The sequence below is a fragment of the Mucilaginibacter sp. genome (assembly GCF_965200995.1).
Lineage (GTDB): Bacteria > Bacteroidota > Bacteroidia > Sphingobacteriales > Sphingobacteriaceae > Mucilaginibacter.
On the sequence record NZ_OZ241743.1, the window covers coordinates 2076805 to 2102479 of the forward strand.

Annotated in this window: 25 protein-coding genes; 22 read left to right on the top strand and 3 right to left on the bottom strand. The window is 46.1% G+C overall.

Going from position 1 to position 25675, the window contains the following annotated elements; all coding sequences use genetic code 11:
* Positions 1-188: 188 nt before the first annotated feature.
* From ACY652_RS09800 to ACY652_RS09900, 21 genes are all read left to right on the top strand, one after another.
* Positions 189-1169 (top strand): deoxyhypusine synthase family protein, encoded by a 981-nt coding sequence (locus ACY652_RS09800; protein ID WP_462264168.1) that lies wholly within the window; start codon positions 189-191, stop codon positions 1167-1169.
* Between the two features lie 252 nt (positions 1170-1421).
* Positions 1422-2717, top strand: a complete 1296-nt coding sequence (locus ACY652_RS09805; RefSeq protein ID WP_462264170.1) for a c-type cytochrome — start codon at positions 1422-1424, stop codon at positions 2715-2717.
* A gap of 38 nt (positions 2718-2755) precedes the next feature.
* Positions 2756-5806: a TAT-variant-translocated molybdopterin oxidoreductase gene (locus ACY652_RS09810; RefSeq protein WP_462264172.1), complete on the top strand. Its 3051-nt coding sequence runs from the start codon at positions 2756-2758 to the stop codon at positions 5804-5806.
* 21 nt (positions 5807-5827) lie between these two features.
* Entirely contained in the window at positions 5828-7297 is a 1470-nt protein-coding gene (nrfD, locus tag ACY652_RS09815) for an NrfD/PsrC family molybdoenzyme membrane anchor subunit (protein WP_462264174.1), read from the top strand.
* A 5-nt stretch (positions 7298-7302) separates the two neighbouring features.
* Positions 7303-7839 (top strand): DUF3341 domain-containing protein, encoded by a 537-nt coding sequence (locus ACY652_RS09820; RefSeq protein WP_462264176.1) that lies wholly within the window; start codon positions 7303-7305, stop codon positions 7837-7839.
* The gene (locus ACY652_RS09825; RefSeq protein ID WP_462264178.1) at positions 7832-8407 is read left to right on the top strand and encodes a c-type cytochrome; all 576 of its coding nucleotides are present in this window, start codon (positions 7832-7834) and stop codon (positions 8405-8407) included. Before ACY652_RS09820 ends, ACY652_RS09825 begins: the two co-directional genes overlap by 8 nt.
* Before the next feature lie 81 nt (positions 8408-8488).
* Complete coding sequence (locus tag ACY652_RS09830; RefSeq protein ID WP_462264180.1) at positions 8489-9688, top strand: quinol:cytochrome C oxidoreductase; 1200 nt, start codon at positions 8489-8491, stop codon at positions 9686-9688.
* 105 nt (positions 9689-9793) lie between these two features.
* Positions 9794-10942, top strand: a complete 1149-nt coding sequence (locus ACY652_RS09835) for a cytochrome c oxidase subunit II (RefSeq protein ID WP_462264182.1) — start codon at positions 9794-9796, stop codon at positions 10940-10942.
* A gap of 17 nt (positions 10943-10959) precedes the next feature.
* Positions 10960-12837 carry a cytochrome c oxidase subunit I gene (locus ACY652_RS09840; protein WP_462264184.1) on the top strand — a complete coding sequence of 626 codons (1878 nt, stop codon included), beginning with the start codon at positions 10960-10962 and terminating at the stop codon, positions 12835-12837.
* Positions 12838-12926: 89 nt separating this feature from the next.
* Positions 12927-13988, top strand: a complete 1062-nt coding sequence (locus tag ACY652_RS09845) for a COX15/CtaA family protein (RefSeq protein WP_462264186.1) — start codon at positions 12927-12929, stop codon at positions 13986-13988.
* Entirely contained in the window at positions 13985-14836 is an 852-nt protein-coding gene (gene cyoE, locus ACY652_RS09850) for a heme o synthase (protein WP_462264188.1), read from the top strand. Before ACY652_RS09845 ends, cyoE begins: the two co-directional genes overlap by 4 nt.
* A 4-nt stretch (positions 14837-14840) precedes the next feature.
* On the top strand, positions 14841-15422 hold the full coding sequence (locus ACY652_RS09855) for a cytochrome c oxidase subunit 3 (protein WP_462264190.1): 582 nt from the start codon (positions 14841-14843) through the stop codon (positions 15420-15422).
* 21 nt (positions 15423-15443) lie between these two features.
* Positions 15444-16157, top strand: coding sequence for a cytochrome c oxidase subunit 3 (locus ACY652_RS09860; RefSeq protein ID WP_462264192.1), 714 nt, complete (start codon positions 15444-15446; stop codon positions 16155-16157).
* Positions 16158-16176: 19 nt separating this feature from the next.
* A complete protein-coding gene (locus ACY652_RS09865) occupies positions 16177-16521 on the top strand; it encodes a cytochrome C oxidase subunit IV family protein (RefSeq protein ID WP_462264194.1) in 345 nt (114 codons plus the stop codon).
* Positions 16522-16577: 56 nt separating this feature from the next.
* The gene (locus ACY652_RS09870) at positions 16578-17225 is read left to right on the top strand and encodes an SCO family protein (RefSeq protein ID WP_462264196.1); all 648 of its coding nucleotides are present in this window, start codon (positions 16578-16580) and stop codon (positions 17223-17225) included.
* Positions 17226-17239: 14 nt separating this feature from the next.
* Positions 17240-17812 (top strand): DUF420 domain-containing protein, encoded by a 573-nt coding sequence (locus ACY652_RS09875; RefSeq protein WP_462264198.1) that lies wholly within the window; start codon positions 17240-17242, stop codon positions 17810-17812.
* A gap of 15 nt (positions 17813-17827) precedes the next feature.
* Positions 17828-18103, top strand: coding sequence for a hypothetical protein (locus tag ACY652_RS09880; protein WP_462264199.1), 276 nt, complete (start codon positions 17828-17830; stop codon positions 18101-18103).
* Positions 18104-18139: 36 nt separating this feature from the next.
* On the top strand, positions 18140-18547 hold the full coding sequence (locus ACY652_RS09885) for a DUF983 domain-containing protein (RefSeq protein ID WP_462264201.1): 408 nt from the start codon (positions 18140-18142) through the stop codon (positions 18545-18547).
* Positions 18525-19187: a DUF2461 domain-containing protein gene (locus ACY652_RS09890; RefSeq protein WP_462264203.1), complete on the top strand. Its 663-nt coding sequence runs from the start codon at positions 18525-18527 to the stop codon at positions 19185-19187. Before ACY652_RS09885 ends, ACY652_RS09890 begins: the two co-directional genes overlap by 23 nt.
* A gap of 17 nt (positions 19188-19204) precedes the next feature.
* Complete coding sequence (locus ACY652_RS09895; RefSeq protein ID WP_462264205.1) at positions 19205-20008, top strand: OmpA family protein; 804 nt, start codon at positions 19205-19207, stop codon at positions 20006-20008.
* Between the two features lie 169 nt (positions 20009-20177).
* Positions 20178-20930 carry a metallophosphoesterase family protein gene (locus tag ACY652_RS09900; RefSeq protein WP_462264207.1) on the top strand — a complete coding sequence of 251 codons (753 nt, stop codon included), beginning with the start codon at positions 20178-20180 and terminating at the stop codon, positions 20928-20930.
* On the opposite strand, the gene rfbC is transcribed toward ACY652_RS09900, so the two are convergent.
* Genes rfbC through ACY652_RS09915 form a run of 3 tightly spaced genes read right to left on the bottom strand, consistent with a single transcriptional unit; the run spans position 20927 to position 23619 of the window.
* Positions 20927-21475: a dTDP-4-dehydrorhamnose 3,5-epimerase gene (gene rfbC / locus ACY652_RS09905; RefSeq protein ID WP_462264209.1), complete on the bottom strand. Its 549-nt coding sequence runs from the start codon at positions 21473-21475 to the stop codon at positions 20927-20929. The two genes, ACY652_RS09900 and rfbC, sit on opposite strands and share 4 nt — an antisense overlap.
* A complete protein-coding gene (locus ACY652_RS09910) occupies positions 21472-21786 on the bottom strand; it encodes a DUF4286 family protein (protein ID WP_462264211.1) in 315 nt (104 codons plus the stop codon). Before ACY652_RS09910 ends, rfbC begins: the two co-directional genes overlap by 4 nt.
* An 18-nt stretch (positions 21787-21804) precedes the next feature.
* Positions 21805-23619: a tetratricopeptide repeat protein gene (locus tag ACY652_RS09915; protein ID WP_462264213.1), complete on the bottom strand. Its 1815-nt coding sequence runs from the start codon at positions 23617-23619 to the stop codon at positions 21805-21807.
* 146 nt (positions 23620-23765) lie between these two features.
* Here ACY652_RS09915 and ACY652_RS09920 point away from each other — a divergent pair, with 146 nt between their 5' ends.
* On the top strand, positions 23766-25673 hold the full coding sequence (locus ACY652_RS09920) for a S9 family peptidase (RefSeq protein ID WP_462264214.1): 1908 nt from the start codon (positions 23766-23768) through the stop codon (positions 25671-25673).
* Positions 25674-25675 lie beyond the last annotated feature (2 nt).

The window sequence follows — 25675 nt, forward strand, 5'->3', positions numbered from 1 at the left end:
AGTAAGCCCCCTCTAAATCCTCCCCGGTAGGGGAAACTTTTTAAAGCCCTCCCTGCCGGGGAGGGTTTGGGCGGGGCTGTTGAATCTGTTGGGGATCCCACGCTTAACTGAACGCAAATTGTGCATTTTTGATTTTAAAACTGCGTTTAAAGCAAAATACCTATTTTTGCGGCTTAAAATTTAACGCTATGAGTACTGAAAGAGGCCCTGTATCTCAGTTTATTGAAAAAAATTACCTGCACTTTAATGCGGCTGCATTAATGGATGCAGCCAAAGGATACGAAAAGCATTTACAAGAAGGCGGCAAGATGATGGTAACCTTAGCCGGTGCCATGAGTACCGCCGAATTGGGCATCAGCCTGGCCGAAATGATCAGGCAGGACCAGATTGCCATTATCTCCTGTACCGGCGCTAACCTTGAGGAAGACATCATGAACCTGGTGGCGCACTCCCACTACAAACGTGTGCCCCATTACCGCGATTTAAGCCCGCAGGACGAGTGGGATCTGCTGGAGAACCACTATAACCGCGTTACCGATACCTGCATCCCCGAAGAGGAGGCTTTCCGCCGTTTGCAAAAGCACATTTACCAGATATGGAAAGATGCTGATGATAAGGGCGAGCGTTACTTTCCGCATGAGTTTATGTACAAGATACTGCTGAGCGGTGAGTTGGAGCAATATTATGAGATTGACCCTAAAAACTCGTGGATGCTGGCCGCGGCCGAAAAGAATTTGCCGATTGTGGTACCCGGATGGGAAGATTCGACGATGGGCAACATCTTTGCCTCGTACGTGATCAAAAATGAAATTAAGGCCACCACCATGAAGAGCGGTATTGAGTACATGGGCTGGCTGGCCGACTGGTATGTAAAGAACTCGGACGGTAAAGGCATTGGCTTTTTCCAGATCGGCGGCGGTATTGCCGGCGATTTCCCCATCTGCGTGGTGCCGATGCTGTACCAGGATATGGAGATGGAACATATACCGTTCTGGAGCTATTTCTGCCAGATTTCCGACTCTACTACCTCTTACGGTTCTTATTCCGGTGCGGTGCCGAACGAGAAAATTACCTGGGGTAAACTGGACATCCATACCCCCAAATTTATTGTGGAATCTGATGCTACTATTGTAGTGCCGCTGATATTTGCCTGGCTGCTAAAACAATAAATTAAACCGGCAAATATTTTTTAACTGAACATTTAATAATTTTCAATTGTACCTGTAAAAGAGCCCTTAACTCAAGCTTAAGGGCTCTTTTTGTGTTAGTTTAGAACGATTATAAATTAGAACAAACTGTCAGGAATTTGTCAGCCATAGCTTATAAAATTTTACTTTTGTGGACTGAAAAAAGGGATACATCTGCACTTTTTTTAACGGTTTTATATTAAAACACATCATTATTTAGCATAAATACGCTTTATGAGAAATATCTCATTACTTTTTAAACAGTTCTCCCGGTCATTGTTACTTGTGGCCGGTTTGGCTGCCACTACACTTTCTGCCCGGGCTGCAGGCGATGTTGCCAAAGGGGAAGCCTTGTTCAAAGCCAACTGTACAGCCTGCCATAAAATTGATGTGCGTGCTACCGGTCCGGCTTTAGGCCCAACCATTACCTCTGAAACTGATGATAAATGGTTAACCAAATGGATCCAGAACAATCAGGCGCTGATTGCCGCTAAGGATAAGAAAGCTCTAAGCATCTACAACGAATACAATCAGGCGGGCATGAACGTGTTCACCAACCTGTCTGATGGTGATGTAGCCGACATTATTGCTTACGTGCGCGATGACTGGAAGAAAATGCAGGCTACTGCAAATACACCAGCTAACAAAGGCGGCGATGGCCCAGTAGCTGACTCAGGCCCGAGTGAGGCTGCAGTTTGGGTACTGATTGCCCTGGTGGTGGTTGCCTTTATCGTTATCCTGGTACTAAACCGGGTAGTAGGTACCTTAGAGCGTTTGCTGCTGAAGAAGGAAGACACTATCTCCTTGTTAGCTACCGAAGAAGAAAAAGACGAGGAAGACAAGAATGCGGCTAAAGCTGCACGGTTAGAAGCGGCTAAAAAGCTGCTGAAAAACAAAAAGCTGGTATTCTTCATCATCCTGTGCGGTACAGTGGCTATGGGTAGCTGGAGCTGGGTAACCATGTGGAATACCAATGTGCACCAGGGTTACCAGCCGGTACAGCCTATCAAGTATTCGCACGAACTGCATGCCGGTGTAATGAAGATCAGCTGCCAGTACTGCCATGCGCCTGCTTATAAGGGCAAGAATGCAACCATCCCATCGCTGAACATCTGTATGAACTGCCATAAAGTGGTAAAAACAGAATCGCCGGAAATTCATAAGATATATGATGCGCTGGGTTATGATCCGCAAACGGCTAAATACGATACTACCAAGGCCCGGCCTATCCAGTGGGTACGTATCCACAACCTGCCCGATCTGGTATACTTTAACCACGCACAGCATACCAAGGTAGCCGGTATTGAGTGCCAGCGTTGCCACGGCCCTATCCAAACCATGAAGGAGGTGTACCAATACTCACCGCTTACCATGAAATGGTGTATACAGTGCCACCGCCGCACCGAGGTGAACAGCAAAGGCAGCGGCTACTACGATGCGCTGCTGAAAGCACACGAGAACCTGAAGAACGGCCAGAAACTTACCGCAGCAAGCCTGGGTGGTTTAGAGTGCGGCAAGTGCCATTATTAATAAATTAAGACTTAGCAATTACAGTTTATATAGCTTAAATGGAAAGCAATAAAAAATACTGGAAGGGTTTAGAAGAACTGAACAGCACGCCGGAGTTTGTTGAACTTAGCAAGCATGAGTTTGCCGAACCTGTGCCTATAGAAGAGGTGTTGAGCGGTAACGGCCTGATGGGTAAAACCCCGCGCCGTAACTTCCTGAAAACCGTAGGCTTTGGTATCGGCGCCGTTTCACTGGCCGCCTGCCAGAAAGCCCCGGTATATAAATCTATCCCTTACCTGATAAAGCCCGAGGAGGTTACTCCCGGTGTTTCCAACTATTATGTGTCAAGCCACGAGGGGTATGCCATTCTGGTAAAAACCCGCGAAGGCCGCCCTATTAAGGTAGAAGGTAACCCGGCCGACATACTGGGCCGGGGCGGTGTAACCGCGCAGGTGCAGGCTTCGGTGTTAAACCTGTATGATGCTAACCGGCTGAAAGGCCCTATGCAGGATGGCGGCGATGCCGGATGGGCCGGTGTTGACAGTTTTGTAAAAGGCGAACTGACAGCAATAAAGGCAGGCGGTAAAAAGATCCGCGTTATTGCATCATCTATACATAGTCCCTCAACTTTAGGCGTATTAGCGCAGTTTACGGCGGCCTACCCTAACAGTAAGGTGATAAACTACGAGCCGGTATCTTACACCGGTATCATCCAGGCCAACCAGAATAGTTTTGGTAAGGCAGTAATACCGCATTACCGTTTTGATAATGCGGATGTGATTGTAAGCTTCGGCGCTGATTTTCTGGGTTCGTGGTTACTGCAGGCCGAGCAAATGCGCCAGTATGTAGCAAACCGCAAGAACGAGGCGATTGAAGGCAAAAAGATGTCGCGCCATATCCAGTTTGAGAGCGGCATGAGCATTACCGGCAGCAACGCCGATGTGCGTGTTCCGTTAAAACCATCTGAGGAAGGTATCGCGCTGATCAACCTGTACAATGCGGTAGCCAATACCACCTTGCCAGGTTCTAAGAAAATCAGTACGGTAATTGATAACGCCGTTATTTTAGCGGCCAAAGAACTGGCAGCCGCCCGCGGCCGTGCACTGGTGGTATCCGGTTCAAATGATGTGGCCTGCCAGGTGCTGGTAAACGCCATCAACTCTTTATTAGGCAGTTACGGTACTACCATTGATCTGGACAACCCGGTTAGGAAATTTGCCGGTAACGATGCAGAATTTGTAGAATTTGTAAACGAGCTGAAAAGGGGAGAGGTTGATGCCGTATTCTTCATGGGCGCTAACCCGGTTTACAGCTATTATAAAAGCAAGGAACTGACCGATGCACTGAAAAAAGTACGTTTACGCGTTTCATTTGCTGATTATAATGACGAAACCGCTTCGCTGTGTAACATAGTAGCGCCAGCCAGCCATTACCTGGAAAGCTGGGGCGATGAAAACGCGGTAGAAGGCTACTATACTATTATTCAGCCTACCATTAATAAAGTATATAATACCCGCATTGCCGAGGAAAGCTTGCTGAACTGGGCCAACGCACCGGTTAAGGATTATTATACATTTGTACGCAACACCTGGAATACGGTATTAACGCAAGCCGGCACCCCCGGCGAAGCAGGCTGGGAAAAGTTGCTGCAAAACGGTGTGGTAAAACTGGCCGATAAACCTAAAGGCGCTTACACCTTCAGCCATGATTTAAGTGCGGTAGCACAAACCATATTGACCCACAGCAATGATCTGGCACAAGGCAACAAAATAGAATTGCAGGTTTACGAAAACGGCACCGTAAAGGACGGCCGCCACGCCAATAACCCGTGGCTGCAGGAACTGCCCGAGCCGGTATCAAAGGTAACCTGGGACAACTTTGCGGCCATGTCCATCACCACAGCCAAAAAGCTGGGTTATGAGCAGGGCGATATCATCACCATAACCGCTAACGGTTACTCGGTAAACCTGCCGGTGCTATTGCAGCCTGGTCAGGCGCAAAATACCATTTCGGTAGCTGTAGGTTACGGCCGCAGCAAATCCGGTAAGGTAGGCGATGGCGTAGGGCAAAATGCTTACCCGTTCATGAGCTTCCGCAACGGTACTTTCCAGTGTGCCGTGGCCGCTGATATTAAATCGGCAGGTTTGGAGCGTATTGAGTTTGCACAAACCCAAACGCACCACTCTTACGAAGGCCGCGATAGTATCATCAAGGAAACTACGCTTAAAGAGTTTTTGGCCAGCCCTTCAAAAGCCATGAAGGAAGGCGAGGAAGATAAGAAGACCTACGATTTGTGGAACGACTACCAGCACACCGGTTACAACTGGGTAATGGCTATCGATCTGAACGCCTGTACCGGTTGCGGTGCTTGTGTGGTTGCCTGCAGCGCTGAAAATAACGTACCGGTAGTAGGCCGCGATGAAGTGCGCCGCCGCCGCGAAATGCACTGGATCCGTATCGACCGTTACTACTCTTTTAACGGTGAAAACAATAACGAAGAAGTTACCCGCGAGAAGCAGATTGATAAGTTAACCAACTACGATAACGTATCGGTAGTTTACCAGCCGATGCTGTGCCAGCACTGTGATCATGCACCTTGCGAAACCGTGTGCCCGGTACTGGCTACCACCCACTCGTCTGAAGGGTTAAACCAGATGACCTATAACCGTTGCGTAGGTACCCGTTACTGCGCCAACAACTGTCCGTACAAAGTGCGCCGTTTCAACTGGTTCAACTACTGGAACGATTCACGCTTTGAGAATTACCTACAGAACGACTATACCGAACTGGTACTGAACCCGGACGTAACCACCCGTTTCCGTGGGGTAATGGAAAAATGCTCGATGTGCGCGCAGCGTATACAGGCCGGTAAGCTGAAGGCAAAAATGGAAAAACGCCCGGTAAAGGATGGCGAAATCAAGGTAGCCTGCCAGCAAACCTGCCCTGCCAATGCCATCGTATTTGGTAATGCAATGGACCCGAACTCAGAAGTATCAAAGGCACTGAAGAGTGAGCGTACCTATTATGTACTGGAAGAACTGGACGTAAAACCAGGTATCGGCTACCAGGCGAAAGTTAGAAACAGAACAACTGAAACTACTGAGGCTTAAATTTATAACAGAGATTAAACTATGGCATCTCACAGTGAATCAATAATCAGGGAACCGTTAATTACGGGTAGGGACATCACTTACGCGCAAATTACCAACGAGGTACTCAACCCTGTAGAAAATATGCCCAATAAAGCCTGGTGGATCGGTTTTACCGTAGCCAGCTTGGGTGCGCTCCTATGGCTGTTCGCCATCAGCTGGACCTTTTGGTTCGGTGTAGGCTCCTGGGGGTTGAACAAAACCGTGGGCTGGGCCTGGGACATTACCGGTTTTGTATGGTGGGTAGGTATCGGCCACGCCGGTACGCTTATCTCGGCCGTACTGCTCATCTTCCGCCAAAACTGGCGTAATTCCATCAACCGCTCTGCCGAGGCGATGACCATCTTCGCGGTTATTTGTGCAGCTACCTACATTTTAGGCCACATGGGCCGCCCGTGGTTAGCCTACTATACTTTACCATTGCCTAACCAGTACGGCTCGTTGTGGGTAAACTGGAACTCGGCCCTGATGATGGACGTGTTTGCCATCTCCACCTACTTCTCGGTATCCCTGGTATTCTGGTATACCGGTTTGTTACCGGATATCGCCAGCATCCGCGACCGCGCCATTGGTTTACGCCGCCGCATCTATTCCGTATTATCCTTCGGCTGGACCGGCTCTGTAAAAACCTGGCAGCGTTTCGAAACGGTGTCATTAATTTTGGCCGGTATCTCTACCCCGCTTGTACTTTCGGTGCACACCATTGTATCTTTTGACTTTGCAACCTCGCTGGAGCCGGGCTGGCACACTACTATCTTCCCGCCCTACTTCGTAGCGGGCGCTATCTTCTCGGGTTTCGCCATGGTGCAAACCCTGCTTTTGGTCACCCGTAAGGTATTAGGTCTGGAAAACTACATTACCATGTTCCACATCGAGTCGATGAATAAGGTTATTCTGCTTACTGGTAACATTGTAGGTGTTGCTTACATGACGGAATTTTTTATTGCCTATTACTCAGGCGTGGAAGGAGAGCAGTATACGTTCCTGAACAGGTTCATCGGGCCTTACTGGTGGGCAGGCTGTATGATGTATGGCTGTAATATTGGCATGACCCAACTGATGTGGTTCAAGAAAGTCAGAACAAACATTCAGTTATCATGGGTACTATCAATTATCGTGAATATCGGTATGTGGTTCGAGCGTTTTGTGATTATTGTGGTTTCATTACACCGCGACTACCTGCCTTCAAGCTGGGCTATGTTTTATCCATCATGGGTTGATGTAAGTGTGTTTGTGGGTTCGATAGGCGTGTTCTTTACTTTGTTCCTGCTATTTATAAGGGTACTGCCTTCAATCGCCATAGCCGAGGTGAAACTGCTGGTTAAAACGTCGAGTGAACAATCCAAGAAAGCGCTGATGGCCCACCATCAGCTTGATCCTGAACAGGTAGAAGAGTATAAACAATCGTTAGTGAAGTTCGATAGCGTAGAAATGTCTGACTACGAAAAGTAAAAAACATGAGCAGCACAAAATTTATATTAGGCTTATTTGATGATCCCGATGAAATGATGCACGGGATTGATCAGCTGAAAAAGAACAGCGTTCCGATCTACGATGTATATACACCAATGCCTATACACGGTATTGAAGATAAATTGGGCGTAAAAGAGTCTCGCTTAGGCTATGCCGCATTTTGCTTCGGTTGTTTAGGCGCATGTGTAATATTCAGCATCTTATATTATACTTTGGTACATGACTGGCCGATGAACATTGGCGGTAAGCCCAACTTTGCCATGCCCAATTTTGTACCGTTTACCTTTGAGTGGACTATTTTGTTCACTGCTTTTGGTATGGTATTTACTTTTTATGCAGCCACGCATTTGTTTCCTGGCCGTGCACCGCGGGTGATGGATTTACGTGCAACTGATGACCGCTTTGTAATTGCGATTAACGCTAAGGGAAACATACCTCATGATGATATCAGCCGGATCTTGAAAGATGCCGGTGCTGTAGAAATTAAGCATAACGACAGAAAATATGTTAGCTATGAATAAAAGTAAAATATTAGGTGCGATGGCAGTTACCATTGCCGCCACCCTTGTATTTACTTCCTGTAAAGATAAAAGAAGCACTGGCTGGCAGTACGCTCCGAATATGTATGAGCATATTGCTTTTGAGTATGACCAGAAGAACCCTAACTTCAGGGATGGCAAAACTTCGCAGTTGCCGCCCCCCGGTACCGTTCCGATAGGTTTTACCCGCTTTTCTTATCCCAACACACGTGACGGATATGAGCAGGCCAGCCTTGCGGTAAAAAACCCGCTTAAAAACACGCCGGCTGTTTATGCCGAGGGTAAGGTACTGTTCATGCACATGTGCTCTCCCTGCCACGGGCCTGAAGGGCAGGGCAACGGTGAAGTAGTGCAGCATGGCTATCCGCCGCCGCCATCTTACTCCAAGGGCCAGTCCTCCCGCGGCGGCGCCATGAAAGATCTCACTGACGGTAAGATATTCCATACCCTCACCTACGGGGTGAATGCCATGGGCTCATACGCTTCGCAGCTGTCGCCCGAGGAGCGCTGGAAGGTGATTATGTATGTTCACCATTTACAAACTTTATAAAATTTTACATTAATGAGTACTCATAATCATAGTATAGAAGAGAGATTTGAGTTTGGGGGAAGAACTAAAAGCATCAGCCTTATGTGTATTGCATTAGGTGTTTTAGGTATTCTGTTTGGATTCTTATATAAAGGTGGTGCACATGCTGAACGCACATTTTCAAATTTGTTGCTGATGAGCTATTACTTTGCATGTATTTGTATATGCGGTATCTTCTTTTGCGCCATACAGTATGTATCTCAATCCGGCTGGTCTGCATCTATAATACGCGTGCCCCAGGCTTTTGCCAAAATATTACCTGTTGCGTCTATCATACTTATTGCAATTGCTGCAGCCGGACTGTTGATTACCCATACTTACGTAGAAGATGGTAAAACAGTAACTGAACCATTTTTGTACGGGCATTGGGCCACTGCGGGTTTAACCACTAAAGGCAGCGCCAATTTTGATGCGATAATCGCTGGTAAATCGGCGTTTTTGAACCGGGGCACATTTTTTCTGATGCTGGTGGCGTTTTTAGGCGCTTACAGCATTTTAGGCCGGATGCTGGTAAATGCCTCTGTTAGCGAGGATAGCCGCGGCGGCATGTTTTACTATAACAAGAGTTTTAAGTATTCAGTAATATTTTTAGTTGTACTTGGTTTTACGTTCCCACTGTTTGCTTTTGCAGTAATCATGTCACTTGAAGCGCACTGGTTTTCAACCATGTTTGGCTGGTACAACTTGTCTGCTATGCATGTAACCGGGTTATCTGCTATTGCACTTACCTTGATATGGCTGCGTGAGAAGGGTTATGCACAATGGGTAAACTCCAACCACCTGCATGATTTGGGTAAGCTGATGTTCGGGTTTTCAATATTCTGGACTTACCTGTGGTTCAGTCAGTTCTTTCTAACCTGGTACAGTAACATACCTGAGGAGAGCGTGTATTTCTACAAACGCTGGGAACCCGAATTTAAATGGCTATTCTGGTTAAATATTGTAATTAACTTTTTGGCGCCGCTACTATTGCTGATGTCGCGCGATGCAAAGCGGATGTTCAGCCGTATGAAGATTGCTTCCATCGTAATAATTCTGGGACACTGGCTTGATTATTATCTGATGATCATGCCCGGAACAGTTGGCCCGGAAGGTAGAGGGTTCGGCGTTGAAGAGATTTGTATATTTTTAGGTTTTGCAGGATTATTTGTTTTCCTGATGCTGAATACGCTAAGTAAATTTGACTCGCTGGTGCCTAAAAAGCATCCGTTTTTGGAGGAAAGTCTGCACCACCACATTTAATAATTATTACCTTTGCACCACCAAATACTATCAAAAACAGGTATAAAAATGGGATTGAGAATAAATAAAAGTTTGGCTAAGTTTTTTACCCTGCTAACTGCGTTTATGGCAAGTTCAACCTTGCTGATGGCACAGGCTGCCAGTTCAAACGCTACGGCTACGTCGGGTGGTGACCTGTCAGCGCAAACGGCAGGCATGTGGACTACCGTTGCTTATTATACAGTATTGATTGTGCTGGCCGGTGTAATTATTGGCATAGTAGGTAAAATACTGAAGGTATATGATTTAACCTTACAGATACAGGGCAAGAAGGGAACAGACTGGAACAAGATAATGGGTATCTGTTTTGTTGTGTTTTTAGTGCTGGGCCTGGTAGGCGTTTATTACTCATTTAGTGTACAAGGCAGCATGATTTTGCCTGCAGCATCCTCTGTGCACGGCGCTACACTGGATACCATGTTCTGGACTACTTTTGGCATTACGGTTATTGTGTTTTTTGCCACACAGATCTTACTATTTGGTTTTGCTTACCGTTACCGTCATCAGGACAACCGCAAGGCATCCTATGTACCCCATAACAATACCATTGAAAAAATCTGGACCATTGCTCCGGCAATTGTACTTACCATACTGGTGGTATTCGGTTTTCTTACCTGGAGGCAGATCACCAATACGGTTGATGCCAAAGGCGAGCCGGCTTCGTTGCAGGTAGATCTAACAGGGCATCAGTTTGCCTGGGAGATCCGCTATCCGGGCCATGATGGCAAGCTGGGGTTGAAGGATTATAAACTGGTTAGCGGCACTAACGTGTTGGGAGTAAATTATAAAGACCGCAACAGCTTTGATGATTTGCATGCAGATACCCTGGTGATACCTAAAGGCAAATCTGTACGTTTAAACATTATCGCACAGGATGTAATACATAGTGTGTATATGCCGAACTTCAGGGTGCAGATTAATGCCGTACCTGGGTTGCCAACCTATTTTAAGTTTACGCCTACCAAAACTACCGACGAAATGCGCAGGGATCTGGATGATCAAACCTTTGATTATCATTTATACTGCAATAAGATATGCGGCGGCAGCCATTACAATATGCAAAAGCTGGTAAGGGTGGTAACGCAGGAAGAATACCAAACCTGGTTAGCACATCAAAAGCCATATTTAACTGATCAGTTGAAGAAGGAGCTGAAGTTTGCCGGTATCAACCCGCAGCCTTCGCAAGAACAGGTAAGATTAGCATTAAATAACTAATACAAGATTTTTAACATATGTCGTCAACACTTATAGCTCAGGATCACGAGGTTCATCATCATGATCATGATCACGGACATCATAAGGAAAGCTTTATAACCAAGTACGTATTCAGCCAGGATCATAAAATGATCGCAAGGCAGTTTTTGGTTACCGGTATCATTATGGCGGTTATTGCCATGCTGCTTTCCATCATGTTCCGTATTCAGTTAGCCTATCCCGAAAAATCATTTCCACTGCTGGAAACTATTTTAGGCAAATGGGCACCGGGCGGAAGGCTGGATGCTAACTTTTACCTGTCGTTGGTTACCATACACGGTACCATCATGGTGTTCTTCGTGTTAACTGCCGGTTTGAGCGGTACTTTCAGTAACTTGCTTATCCCTTATCAGTTAGGCGCCCGCGATATGGCTTCGCCTTTCATGAATATGCTGTCGTACTGGTTCTTCTTTACTTCAAGCGTAATCATGCTGGCTTCCTTCTTTGTAGAAAAAGGCCCTGCCGGCCCGGGATGGACCATTTACCCGCCGTTATCTGCATTACCCAAGGCAATGCCGGGCTCTGGTACAGGTATGACACTGTGGCTGGTGAGTATGACGCTGTTCATCGCTTCGCAGCTGATGGGCGGTATCAATTACATTAGCACCATACTGAACATGCGTACCAAAGGTATGGACCTGTGGAAAATGCCGTTGACCATCTGGGCATTCTTCTTAACCGCCGTGTTGGGTTTGTTAGCTTTCCCGGTATTGATTGCGGGTGTTGTGTTACTGGTATTTGACCGCAGCTTTGGTACCAGCTTCTACTTATCAGACATTGTAGTACAAGGCCAGGTAATGAACTTTGAAGGCGGCAGCCCGATTCTGTTCCAGCACTTGTTCTGGTTTTTGGGGCACCCTGAGGTATATATTGTAATTATGCCGGCGATGGGTCTGGTATCAGAAGTAATGGCTACCAACTCACGTAAGCCTATCTTCGGTTACCATGCCATGGTATACTCATTGATTGGTATTACTGTACTCTCATTCATTGTATGGGGGCACCACATGTTTGTAACGGGGATGAATCCGTTCTTAGGCGGGGTGTTTATGATCACCACGCTGATCATTGCGGTACCATCGGCGGTAAAAACCTTTAACTGGCTGGCTACGCTTTGGCGCGGTAATATTCAGTTTACACCGGCTATGCTGTTCTCTATCGGTTTTGTGTCTTTCTTTATCTCCGGTGGCTTAACAGGTATTTATCTGGGTAACGCGGCTTTGGATATCAACCTGCACGATACTTACTTTGTGGTTGCACACTTTCACCTGGTAATGGGTTCAGCCGCAATATTCGGGATGTTGGCCGGTGTGTACCACTGGTTCCCTAAAATGTATGGCCGCCACATGGATAGCAAATTGGGTTACCTGCACTTCTGGCTCACCTTTATCGGCGCGTATCTGGTATTCTTCCCGATGCACTTTATGGGCCTGGATGGCGTACCCCGCCGTTACTATTCCTTTACCGAAATTGAGCCGTTAAAGCGTTGGGTATCTGTAAACGTATTTATAACATGGTCGGCCATTATGGCGGCGGTAGCGCAGCTGGCTTTCCTGTTCAACTTTGTATACTCCATTTTCTTCGGTAAGAAAACCACCCAGAACCCCTGGAATTCCACTACGCTGGAATGGACTACGCCTGTTGAGCACTTACACGGTAACTGGCCAGGCGAAATACCGACTGTGTACCGCTGGCCGTATGATTACAGTAAGCCCGGACACGATGAGGATTTTATTCCGCAAACAACACCGTATTCTCAAACATTAAATTCCAATCTTCCTCATGATTTTGAAGATCATGCTGCCGGGTTAGCCATGCACCAGGAGCATCCTACCAATGAACAGGAAGTAAAGTAATAACTGGTTTTGCCAATTATTTAGGGTATCTGCGGCAGAAAATCGTTTCTGATGCAGGTACCCTAAATTTTTAGGATACAACGCGATAAATGATTGATAACACCGCAAAAAGACGATTTCAGCAGGTAAACCTGGGCACTGTTATATTGCTTTTTGTACTTATTCTGGCAGGTGGCGTGGTACGAAGTACCGGTTCGGGCATGGGTTGCCCGGACTGGCCCAAATGCTTTGGCCGCTATATACCCCCTACAGATGTGGCCGAACTTCCAAAGGATTATAAGCAAACGTATGTAACTGGCCGGGCAAAAAAAAATGAGCGCTTTGCTAAAACGCTGGATGTGTTTGGCTACAGTGACCTGGCCAGCCGGTTAAGGAATGACCAGTCTGTACTGATACCGGAAGATTTTAACGCCGCCCGTACCTGGACAGAGTATATCAACCGTTTACTTGGTGCACTGTCTGGCCTGTTTCTGTTAATTACAACATTTTATTCTTTTAAGTTTTTCGGTCAGGTGAACCTGATACCGGCACTCAGCATCTTTAATTTGCTTCTGGTGGGTTTCCAGGGATGGTTAGGCTCCATTGTGGTATCTACAAATTTAGTAGCGTGGATTGTTACCGTACACATGTTGCTGGCCCTGGCCATAGTTGCCATCAGCATTACAACTTACCACTTATCCAAAACTATGGGTAAGCTTAATACAAGTATACCCAAATGGTTATACATGATTGCCGTTATAGCCGTTGTTATAAGTGTGATACAAATAACACTGGGTACCGAAGTGCGTGAGCAGGTAGACGCAGTAGCCGGCCATTTTGAGCAGCAGTACCGCGAGCGATGGGTAAACAGTACAGGGCCGGTGTTTCCGCACCACAGGGATACTGCATTGCTGGTGCTGGTAGCTAATGTACTGCTGTACTTTCTGGTACGCCGTTACTTCAACCGCCATTCGCTGCAGCAGCAGCTGATGAGTATCATCTTTTTGCTGATCATACTGCAGATAGGAACCGGTGTTGCGCTTTCGTACCTGGCCTTGCCGCCGGCAGCTCAGGCGGTACACATCCTGCTGGCCAGCCTGATGTTTGGTGCGCAGGTTTATCTGCTGTTAAATTTATATAAATCGGTAAACGTGGAGGTAGTGAGGCGATGAAGGATTTTATAAAGCTGATTAAGTTCAGGCTTACTTTTTTGGTGGTGTTTTCGGCCTCTATATCGTTTTTAATCGGCAGTAAGGTAAATGGTGTGATTCACTGGGCAGATTGGGTAAAGCTGATTATCGGCGGCTTTTTAATTACCGGGGCAGCAAACGGCTTTAACGAAATTATAGAGAAGGATTTAGACCGGCTGATGAAGCGCACCGCCGACCGGCCGCTGCCGTCAGGCCGCATGACCAACGGGCAGGCGCTTATTTTAAGCCTGGGTATGGGGCTGGCCGGAACGTACTTGTTAGGTAACTTAAATTTGCTTACCGGCTACCTTTCCATATTTGCCATTGTGCTGTATGCCTTTGCCTATACGCCGCTAAAGCAAAAATCGCCCATATCAGTGTTTGTAGGCGCTATTCCCGGCGCATTGCCGCCGCTTATCGGGTATGTGGCTGCGTATGGCCGTATCGATGAGATCGCCTTGATTTTGTTCCTCATCCAGTTTGTATGGCAGTTCCCGCATTTCTGGGCCATTGCCTGGGTGCTGGATGATGATTATAAGCTGGCCGGTTTCAGGCTGTTGCCTACCGGCAAGCGCGACCGTATCAGCGCTGTAATCACCTTTATTTTTACGCTGGTTTTGGTACCCGTAAGTTTATTGCCAACTATATACCATTATGGTGGTTATTATGTAGGTGCAATATCTCTGGTATGCAGCGTTATATTTTTATACCAGGCATTGGTAATGCTGCGCGCGCTCAGTATCGAGTCGGCACGGCAATTAATGTTTGGCTCGTTTATTTACCTGCCCATTGTGCAGTTGATGTTTTTATTTGATTTTACAGGAAAGTAATAAAATGGCTTACTTACAACAAGACAGAGATAAGTTCGACCTTACGCCCAAGCGGTTTAACATGTGGGTATTCGTTTTTGTATCCTTTATGCTGTTTGCCGCGCTTACCAGCGCATTTATTGTGTACAGCGGCGGCAAAGGCCATGCCATGCAGATAAAGCTGCCCGACGTGTTTATGTACAGCACAGCGGTAATTATCATCAGCAGTATCACCATGATGCTGGCTTCAAAGGCGGCTAAAGGCCTGCAGTTTGCACGGCAGCAACAGTATTTATGGATAAGCCTGGTGCTGGGAATTGCTTTTTGCATACTACAGGTATTTGCCTGGTATACGCTTGCCTACCGTATGCAGGTGTATTTTGTAAACCCTAATGCAACGCAGTCCTTTATTTATGTGTTTTCGGGCATGCACCTGCTACACATTCTGGCAGGCTTGGTGTTACTGGTTATAAGCCTGAGCAGTACTTACGGTAAAACGCCGCAGGTAATAAATCTGTACCGCATGGAAATGGCCTCAATATTTTGGCATTTTGTGGATTTGGTATGGATTTATCTTTATGTTTTTTTACTTTTGAACCAACATTAATAACTCCTATAACAAGTACAAATGAGTACAACAGCAGTATCACAGGTAGATGAAGTAAGAACCACCCCCTGGTCGGGCGGGCGGTCGCCGTTTTCGGTTGAATACGGTAAAATGATGATGTGGTTTTTCCTGTTATCGGATGCCTTTACCTTTTCATCCTTGCTAATCGCCTACGGCGCATTGCGGTTCAGTGCAAACACCTGGCCTGCGGCAGATAAAATATTCCAATCCGTACCGGGCCTGTTAGAAAATGGTGCACCATTGGTGTTTGTAGGTATCATGACCTTTATTCTCATTATGAGTTCTGTTTTCATGGTATTGGGTGTAGAAGCAGGTCATCGCGGCTCACGTAAAGAAGTTATAAGGTGGCTGGTTTTAACTATAATATTAGGTATCATGTTCTTGGGCTGCCAGGCATTGGAATGGACACACCTGCACCATGATGGTTTCTGGTGGGGCAGTATTCCAAAGCATGAAGCGCTGCATGAATATTTTAACGGAACGGTAGGGCCAACCTCGGCGCAGCAGTTTGCCAATCTATTTTTTACCATCACAGGTTTTCATGGTTTCCATGTATTCAGCGGTATTGTAATTCTGATTATCATACTAATTAATACACTGGTTGGCACCTACGATAAGCGCGGCAGTTACCTGATGGTAGAGAAAGTAGGCTTGTACTGGCACTTTGTAGATTTGGTTTGGGTGTTTGTATTTACCTTCTTTTATTTGGTTTGATTTTTTAATACAGATTCATATGTCAACAGATACACATAATATACCAGAAGATCATGCCGAGCATGATACGATGAACAAAAAAAGAATATGGAGAGTATTCTGGATACTGGTAGCAATAACTACGGTTGAATTTATTATTGCACTGCTGCTTGTACCCCGGCACATACTGCCAATTAACATGGCTAATCCGGTTTATATTGTACTAACACTATTTAAGGCCTTTTACATCGTGGCTTATTTTATGCACCTGAAGTTTGAAAAGGTAGGCATGGCTTATGTTATCCTTATACCGATCATTTTTATAATCGGCCTGATACTGGTACTTACCAATGAAAGCCACCATTGGCTGGATATGCGCGGATAATGCACAGGCAAAAATTCGGATTAAAAGAACTCACAATCCTGGCAATTATACTCATATTGCCGGGATTTTTATATTATTTACTAACTGTTGGCGGCAAAAACAGGTACAAGCCGCTTCCTTTTTTCGGGCCAAAGATAGTAGCTAAAACCGGGCATACTTTTCATGGCAAGTACATTGCCGATACCATTTACCACAAATTACCCGAGGTTAGTTTACTGGATCAGAACGGTAATGCAGTTAGCAGCGGCAGCTTTAAGGGGCGTATAACGGTAGTTAACTTTTTTTATACGCAGTGCCCGGCTTCCTGCATAAGGGTTTGTAATTACATGGACAGCCTGGTACAAAATTATGCTAAAAATAAGCTGGTATACTTTGCCTCAGTTACCGTAAACCCTCAGCACGATGATGCCGGAACGCTGAAGCATTTTGCCGCCCGTTACCATGTGGATGCCGCCAAGTGGCGGTTTTTAACCGGCGATACGGCACAGGTATACAAACTTGCCCGGCAGGGCTTTTTAGTAAATGCGGCGCAAACCGGCAGTAACGAGTTTAATTTCAGCAATCAGATGATTTTAATAGATGCCGAGAACCGCATACGCGGCTATTATACCGGCGGCTCCATTGCCGAAGTAAGGCGCCTGAATGATGAGCTGAAAGTGCAGATAGCTGAAGAGCTGCGCAAAATTAAGGCGCCCGATATGTAAGCCTGATTAGATATATGACAGATAAATTGATTTTTCGCTTTATAGCTGCGGTTTCCGTATTTGTTTTTTTAGTGGTGGTAATTTTATATAGTAAAATTATACCTGCCCCTGCTGTTTCGCCCGCGTTGCTTTACTTTTTGCCAAAGCTTAATGCCATTTTAAACGGCAGTTGCAGTGTACTTTTATTGCTTTCGCTGTATTTTATTACCAGGGGGAATGTTACCATACATAAGCGACTGAATATAACTGCGTTTCTGCTGTCATCCCTGTTTTTGGTGTCTTACATTTTGTTTCACTGGCTGGGAACGGAAACCAGGTACGGCGATCTCGACCATAACCTGATCGTTTCAGACCAGGAAAAGGCCATTGCAGGAAGTGTACGCTACATCTACTTTTTTATATTGCTTACACACATTATACTGGCAGCAGTTGTTTTACCGTTAATATTATTGAGCTTTTACTATGGCTTACAGATGCAGATTACCAGGCATAAAAAGCTGGTAAGGTGGTCTTATCCGGTATGGTTGTATGTAACTGTTACAGGCGTAATCGTATACCTGATGATATCGCCCTTTTATAAATTTTAATCATTAACTTAACTCATGAAAATAGTAAGAATATTTGTTTGCTGTGTGCTGTTTGCTGTAAGCGGATTAGCCGTAACGCAGGTTAAGGCACAATGCGCCATGTGTTCGGCCACAGCCGAAGCCGGTACCAAGAACGGCAATACCACGGCCAATGGTTTAAACAATGGCATTATGTATTTGCTGGCTGCACCTTACCTGGCCGTTGCCGCGGTAGGCTACATCTGGTATAAAAAATACCGCCGTAAAGATGTAGAGTTAAAAATGCGCGATGAAAAGCTGCATTTGAATTAAGCGCAGGTTCCATCAGTTCATATCCAGATTATCGCTATGTCTAAAACATCCAAAACACAAGCTATACTTCAGGGCAAATGCCCGAGGTGCCGCCGGGGAAACATGTTTTACGGAGGAATGTATGAGATTGGTAATAATGGCATGAACGAGAACTGCCCGCACTGCGGTTTACATTTTGAAATAGAACCCGGTTATTTTTATGCCGCCATGTATGTAAGCTACGCCCTTAACGTGGCTCAATCGGTTACCCTGGCAGTGGCTACTTATGTGCTTACACACAACATGGATTCGCCCTGGCTGTACCTGGGGGTGGTATTAGGGGGCTGTTTGTTGCTGGCGCCTTTCAATTACCGTTACGCCAGGATATTGTTGTTATATTGGCTGTCGCCCAAAGTACATTATCAACCTTACCTGGATACGGATGATACAGCCCGAAACGTTTAGCTTTTTAAAGGACTTGGCCGGTAACAACAACCGGGAGTGGTTTCAAACCCAAAAAGGCCGTTACGAAGCCGCCCATCAGAACGTTGTTGATTTTGCAGGAGAGCTTGTTAAGGCATTAAGTAAGTTTGATGCCAATATTGATGTGCAAAAGGATGCCCGCAAATGTGTACTGCGCATTTACCGTGACGTACGGTTCAGTAAGGATAAAACGCCTTACAAAACCAACATGTCGATAGGCCGCCTCCGCACCGGCAATGCTACAGAAGGCGTAGGCTATTTTTTACAGATTGAACCCGGGGCTTCTTTTATAGCAGGCGGTTACTGGATGCCGCAAGCTGAGGAGCTGAAAGCCATCAGGCAGGAGATTGATTACAATGCTGCCGGCCTTACCCGTATTGTTAATGCCCCGCAGTTCAGCAAGTTGTTTGGTGATTTCACAGCGCAGGAAAAACTAAAAACACTGCCAAAAGGTTATGAACAGGACAATGAAAATATTGAGCTGTTAAAGCTGAAAAGCTTTGCCGCCCTGCATGAGCTTAAAGATAAAGAGTTAGGCCATAAAAATGCTGTAGCACATGTAGCAGAAATTTGCAGCCACATTTATCCGCTCAATGAGTTTTTAACCAACGCCATAGTGTAACTTAATTCACACAGTTTATGAAAATAAAATTGCTCTTATTAGCCGCTGCTACCTGCATACTGATGCACTCATGCGTATCTACCAAAAAGTATAACACTTTGCTATCCAGCCGCGATTCTTTGCAAAACCGCACCACCAACCTGGAAACCCAGCTGGCCGGCTTACAGGCTGATACTGCCAGGTTACACCGGCAAATTGCTGATTTGCAAGGAAAATATAATGCGCTAAACCGCGATTATAGCGCTACCTCAACACAGGTAAACCAGCTTTCCGGCGATTTAAAGCAGCGTGAGGCCCGCTTACGCGAGGTAGAAAACCTGTTACGTAAACGCGATGAAGCTACCAACGCCCTGCGCGATAAATTGCAGCAGGCCTTATTGGGCTTCCAAAACAGTGGCCTGAGTGTGGATATCCGCAACGGAAAGGTATATGTATCACTAACCGACAAATTGCTGTTCCCTTCGGGTAGTATTGTTATTGATGAAAAGGGTAAACAGGCTTTGCAGCAACTGGCTGCTGTTTTAAACAAGGAACCGGATATTAATATTTCGGTAGAAGGGCACACTGATGATAAGCGGGTGGTAAACCTCGGGCAGATAAAAGATAACTGGGATTTGAGCGTACTGCGTGCTACCTCGGTAACCCGCTATTTAACCGAAATACAGAAGATAAACCCTACACGCCTTACAGCTACCGGCAAAGGCCAGTATCAGCCTATTGATACCAGTAATACCGATGCTGCCCGTTCGCGCAACCGCCGCATTGAGATTGTACTAAGTCCTAAACTGGATGAATTGTATAACCTGATCTCAACAAAGTAGGCGCTAAAATATATTAAAACACAAAGCTCCTGCACCATGCAGGAGCTTTTTTGTTATAGTTGTTACAATGTGCCGAAAGATGTACGTCATTGCTTCGTTCTTCGCAAGTATATGTTAATTACATGGTGTAAGTAAGGGCAATAATCATATATGTTATAGGTAATAAACGATGAGAAAGCAATACGCTATTATTTCAGATATTCATGGTAACTCGCTGGCTTTGCTGGCCGTGCTGAAAGACATCAAGGCACGTAACATAGATACTATCATTAATCTTGGTGATCATTTCTTTGGTGCATTAGAGCCTGAAAGTGTGGCGCAAATTTTACGTGAAAACCCGATGCTTTGTATCAGTGGCAACACCGACCGTGAGATATTGGAAAATGCTGATAAAGAGGGGATGGAAAGAGTGCAGAGCGAATTATCTTCAACTTCAAAGCAATGGCTTCAAACACTGCCCGGCACTGCTACCTGCGATGGTGTCTTTTTTGCCTGCCACGGTACGCCCGTAAGCGATGATGATTACCTGCTGGAACAGGTAAAGCCTGAAGGCGTATTTGTATACCCCGATGAAGAACTGATAAAACGAACTGCCCCTATCAAAGAGCGTATTATCTTATGCGGGCATTCGCATGTTAACCGGGTTATCTACCTGTCAAATGACAAAGTTATTCTTAACCCGGGCAGTGTAGGCTTACCGGCTTACTTGGGTAACGGCGAGCATTATTTTGCTATGGAGTCGATGTCGCCCCATGCTAAGTATGCCATTGTAAGTGTAGATGGAGAGGCGGTCAGCATTGAGCAGGTGTTGTGCGCTTACAACTGGCATCAGGCGTCAGCCAACGCCCGCAATAACGGGAACGAAAAATGGGCCCACTATCTTTTACATGGCCGTATGCCAAAATCGTTAAAACCGGCTTAAAAAGGACTTATAAAGTCTTTAAAAGCGGGTAATATTTCGTCTTTGGCCGAAATCAGCGTCTGCCTGTCGTCAATGCCCCAGCCAATGCCCAGTGAAGGATCATTCCATAATACGCCAATCTCTGATGCCTTATCATAAAAGTTGGTTACCTTATAAGAAAAAATAGTATCATCTTCCAATACGGCAAAGCCATGTACAAAACCCGGTGGCATCCAGAATTGCAGATTGTTTTCGGCAGACAATTCAACAGCAACATGCAGGCCATAGGTAGCAGAGTTTTTGCGGATGTCTACCGCTACATCCAGCACACGGCCTTGCAGTACGCGTACCAGTTTGCCCTGTGCAAAGGGCGGCGCCTGTGCATGTAACCCTCTTACCGCCCCTTTTTGAGATACGGACTGGTTGTCCTGCACGAAGTCGGCATCAATACCGGCCTCCTGGTATTTACCTTTGTTATAACTTTCAAAAAAGAAGCCCCGGTCGTCCGGAAAAATACGGGGCTCAATGATGAGCAGCCCTTCTATAGCGGTGGTGGTAACTTTCATGCGGTGGCTTCTTCCAGTTGCTGCATTAAGCTGTTGAACAGCACAAACTGGTTTTCAAACTGCTGGTTGTGTATAATGTGCAGGCGGTCTAAGTGCTGCTCGTTAAACTGCGTGTATTTTTCAATGGCATCGGTAGTAAACTGCACACAGTAAGTGATGCCCTCATTAGGCGAATTAATTACCGTAAGTATCTTATAAGCGTTAAAAAGCCCGGTAGCCAGCGCCGAGGGGATATGGTTTTGCTTGATCCAGCTCAGCCATTCTTCATGCACTTCGGGGTTTACTACAAAGGTTTCGTTGTAAATAATCATACAATGCAAAAATATAAATTATGACGGACTATCCGCCGGCTGGTCGCCCCTTAATATTCTGAAGCGTTTGCGGGCCTCGCCAATCCATAAACTGCCCGGATAGTTAGTGATGATTTTTTCGTAGTACCCTTTAGCCTGGGTTTTATCGTTTAAATTGTGTTCGTACAAATCGCCTAACATAAACGTTGCATCATCGGCCCACAAACCGGATGGGTGCGAGGCTACAATAGCTTTTAACGGTTGTACGGCAGCAGAAAAATCCTTGAGTTGCAGATAAACCCTGGCTTTTGCCATGAGTATATCATCACTTAAACTATTGTTGGGATAGCGGACGGTAATACTATCCAGCGTGTTTAACGCCCGGTTGGGCTCTTCTTTAAAAATAAGCAAGTCTGCACGTGCGTAAATTTTCAGGGTAGCACCGCTGGTATCGGCCGCCAGGTTATCACTGATGAGTAATGAAAGGTTAAGTGCATCATTGGCAATCAGCTGCGAGGTGGCCGCCTTTAAAGCATCCAGTTGCGACTTGGCCCACTTAAAATCGCCGGTATAATATGCCAGCCGGGCATTGCGGTATTGCGCTTCCTGTGCTATGGCGGTGCCTGTATTATTAGCGGTTACCTGGCTGTACAACAAGGTGGCCTCCCACGGCTGCCACAATATCAGCTCTGTATCGCCGAGGTCAAGTTTACAGACAGCCAATAGCTCAGGCCTGATGCCGTTAATTTGTACCGCCTGCTGCAGCAAAAGCCGGGCTGCAGCAGGCTTGTGTAACTTAAAAGCTTGCAGCCTGGCCAGTTTCTCCATGGCAAAGGCGGTACGGCTATTGGTGCCAAATTCAGTGATCAGTGCCTGATAGTCTTTCTCCAGCCCCAGCAAATCTGCCTCGGTATACTTTCCTGAAGTGATCTTCTGATTCCTGGTAGTAATCAAATCTATTTTAGCAGGCAGGTACAATTCATTGTTGGTACTGCCTAAATCAACCACATACTGGTAGCCCGTTATAGCTTCATTATAGGCATCGTTGTCGGCAAGGGTGCGGCTTAAATCATATACCCGGCTGCCATCCTCTTTGAGTAACCGGCTTAAAGCCATGGTTTGCTCCAATGCCTGGCGGTATTGCTTCTGCTGTAAATACTGCCAGATCAGCAAACGGTTATACACCACTTGCTGCGGATCTTTTTGCAGCAGCTTTGTTAGCTTTAATCTGAACTGATCATAATCGGCAGGGCTGTCATACAGCGCAGTCAGGGTGCCTTCGGCCTGGTTTAAGTAGCCCGGATTATCAGGCAGGTAGTTTAAATATTCTTCGGTAAGCGCAACCTTATCCCGTTTGTACCGGTAGAGGCTGATGAGTTCCATCCCGAAAAGTTGATTATCATGTAATAACCTGCGCCCCTGCAGAAAGGCCTTAATGGCGGCATCTGCATTTTCTGCCTGGTAAAATTGCATAGCCAGGCCGGCTATGCGGCCTTTATCGGCCGGTAATTCTTTAATCAGGCTTTTACTCACTTCATCAGCCCTGGCAAGGTTGCCCTGCCGTATATAAATCTGCGTAAGCATCACCGGGTACTGCTCGTCCTGCGGGTGGCTTTGCTGCATTTGCCGGGTAATGCGGTCGGCCTCGGTGTAATTCTTCAGGTTCAGCAGGGCATCGGTATAATAGCGGTAATAGGCCTCGTTGTTTTGGCTAAACAGCTTTTGGTAAACATCCGCTGCCTTTTGCGGTTCTGCATTATTCAGATACTGCTGGGCCAGCTGCAAATCGGTAACCTGTGCCATGGCTGCGCCGATATGCAGTAAAGTTATAATCACAATGATACTGAACCTCATGTCCCTCAAAAATACTTAATATAACAAGGGTTACCTACCCCAAAATTGATACTTATATAACGAAGTATACGGGTAAAATTATAGTGACATTAAACCCGCATCAGCAGAAATTATTTAAGTTTAAATTTTATTCAACTCCGGGAGAATTGCACTTTACTATTTTTCAACGTTTCAGGGGATTACTGCTGCTATTGGCATTAGGGTGTATGTGCGCCTGCCGGCAAAAAGCGGCAGAACATATACCTGTACGTTACTTTTTTAAAACGCCGGATAAGAGCTTCTTTAAAATTTCGCCTGATGGCAGGTATATCTCTTATCTGAAACCCTATAAGGAAAAGCAAAACCTGTTTATAAAATCATTGGCCGACGGCAGCGAGCGCATGGCTACCTCGTTTACAGATTATTCGGTACGCGATTACTTTTGGGCCTATAATAACCAGCTGGTATTTAGCCAGGACCGTATTGCGCAGGATGAATACCGTATGTATGCGCTGGATGTAACCAGCCTGAAAGTACACAGCCTGCTGGCACAGGAGAAGCTGCGGGTAAGGCTGCTGAACCTCGATAAGCATCAGCCGGATATGATTACCATTGTGATGAATAAGCGTAACCCGGGTACGTTTGATATTTACCGCTTAAATATCAAAACAGGTACACTGGAACTCTACCAGCAAAATCCGGGTAATATTACCGAATGGTTTCCGGATGCAGATGGTAAGATACGGTTGGCAAAATCATCAGATGGGGTGGATGAAACCATTTTGTTCAGGGCCGAAGAAAATCAGCCCTTTAAGCCCATCATCAGAAATAACTTCAAAAATTCTGTGGAGCCGGTACCCTTTACCGGGAGCAGCAAGCATTTTTATGCATTATCAAATGTAAACCGCGATAAAACGGCGCTGGTGCAAATTGATGCGGCCACCGGCAAGGAGAGTAAGTTTATTTATGCTGCCACTGATGCCGATATACAGGAGGTGAGCTATGGCAAGCACCGGGGCACGCTCGAATATGTGGCATGGGAAGATGTAAAGCCTGCCAAGCACTTTCTGGATGCCGGAACAGAAGACATTTATAATAACATTAAAAAAGGGCTGAATAGCGATATGATTATTCGCCTGGTTGACCGGGATACCGCCGGGCATAATTTTATCATCAACGCTTATAATGACCGCAACCCCGGCAGTTATTACCTGTACAATAATGAGGCGAAAAAGTTAACACCGCTTGGCGATGTTAACGCTTCGCTTTCGGCAACCGAATTATGCGTCATGAAGCCGGTATCCTTCAAGGCCGGCGACGGTTTGCTGATCAGAGGCTATCTTACCCTGCCACGCAACATAAAGGCCAATAACCTGCCGGTGGTGGTAATGCCGCACAATGATGCCTGGGGGCGTAACAACTGGGGATATAATGCCGAGGTGCAGTTTTTAGCAAACCGGGGTTATGCCGTGTTTCAGGTTAACTACCGGGGCTCATCGGGTTATGGTAAAGCGTTTCACAGTGCAGGTTTTAAGCAGGTGGGCGGCCGCATACAGCAGGATATTACCGACGGTGTACAATGGCTGATTACCAAAAAAATTGCCAACCCTAAAAAAGTTGCTATTATGGGAAGCGGCTTCGGTGGCTTTTGCGCACTTCATGGTATTGCCAACCATCAGGGAATGTATAATTGTGCCATAGTGCAAAACGGCCTGATCAACTTTTTTACTTATATTAAGGATGCGCCGCCATTTTTTAAGCCTTATTTACAAATGATGTATGAGATGGTAGGTAACCCCGAAACGGATGCCACCCAGTTGCGTAATATTTCCCCCGTATTTCATGCCGATAAGATACGCACCCCGCTGCTTATCTTTCAGGGCGCTAAAGACCCGCGTGCCAATATCAGTGAACTGAACCAGTTTTACCGCGAATTGCGTAAACAGAACAAAGCCCCGGTTACTTACGTGTTAAAGGAAAACGAGCGCGGCTACTTTAAAAGTGAGCATAACCGTACCCAGATGTACACGCAGATTGAGCAGTTTCTGGAAAAAAATATGAAGGTTAAACCATAATC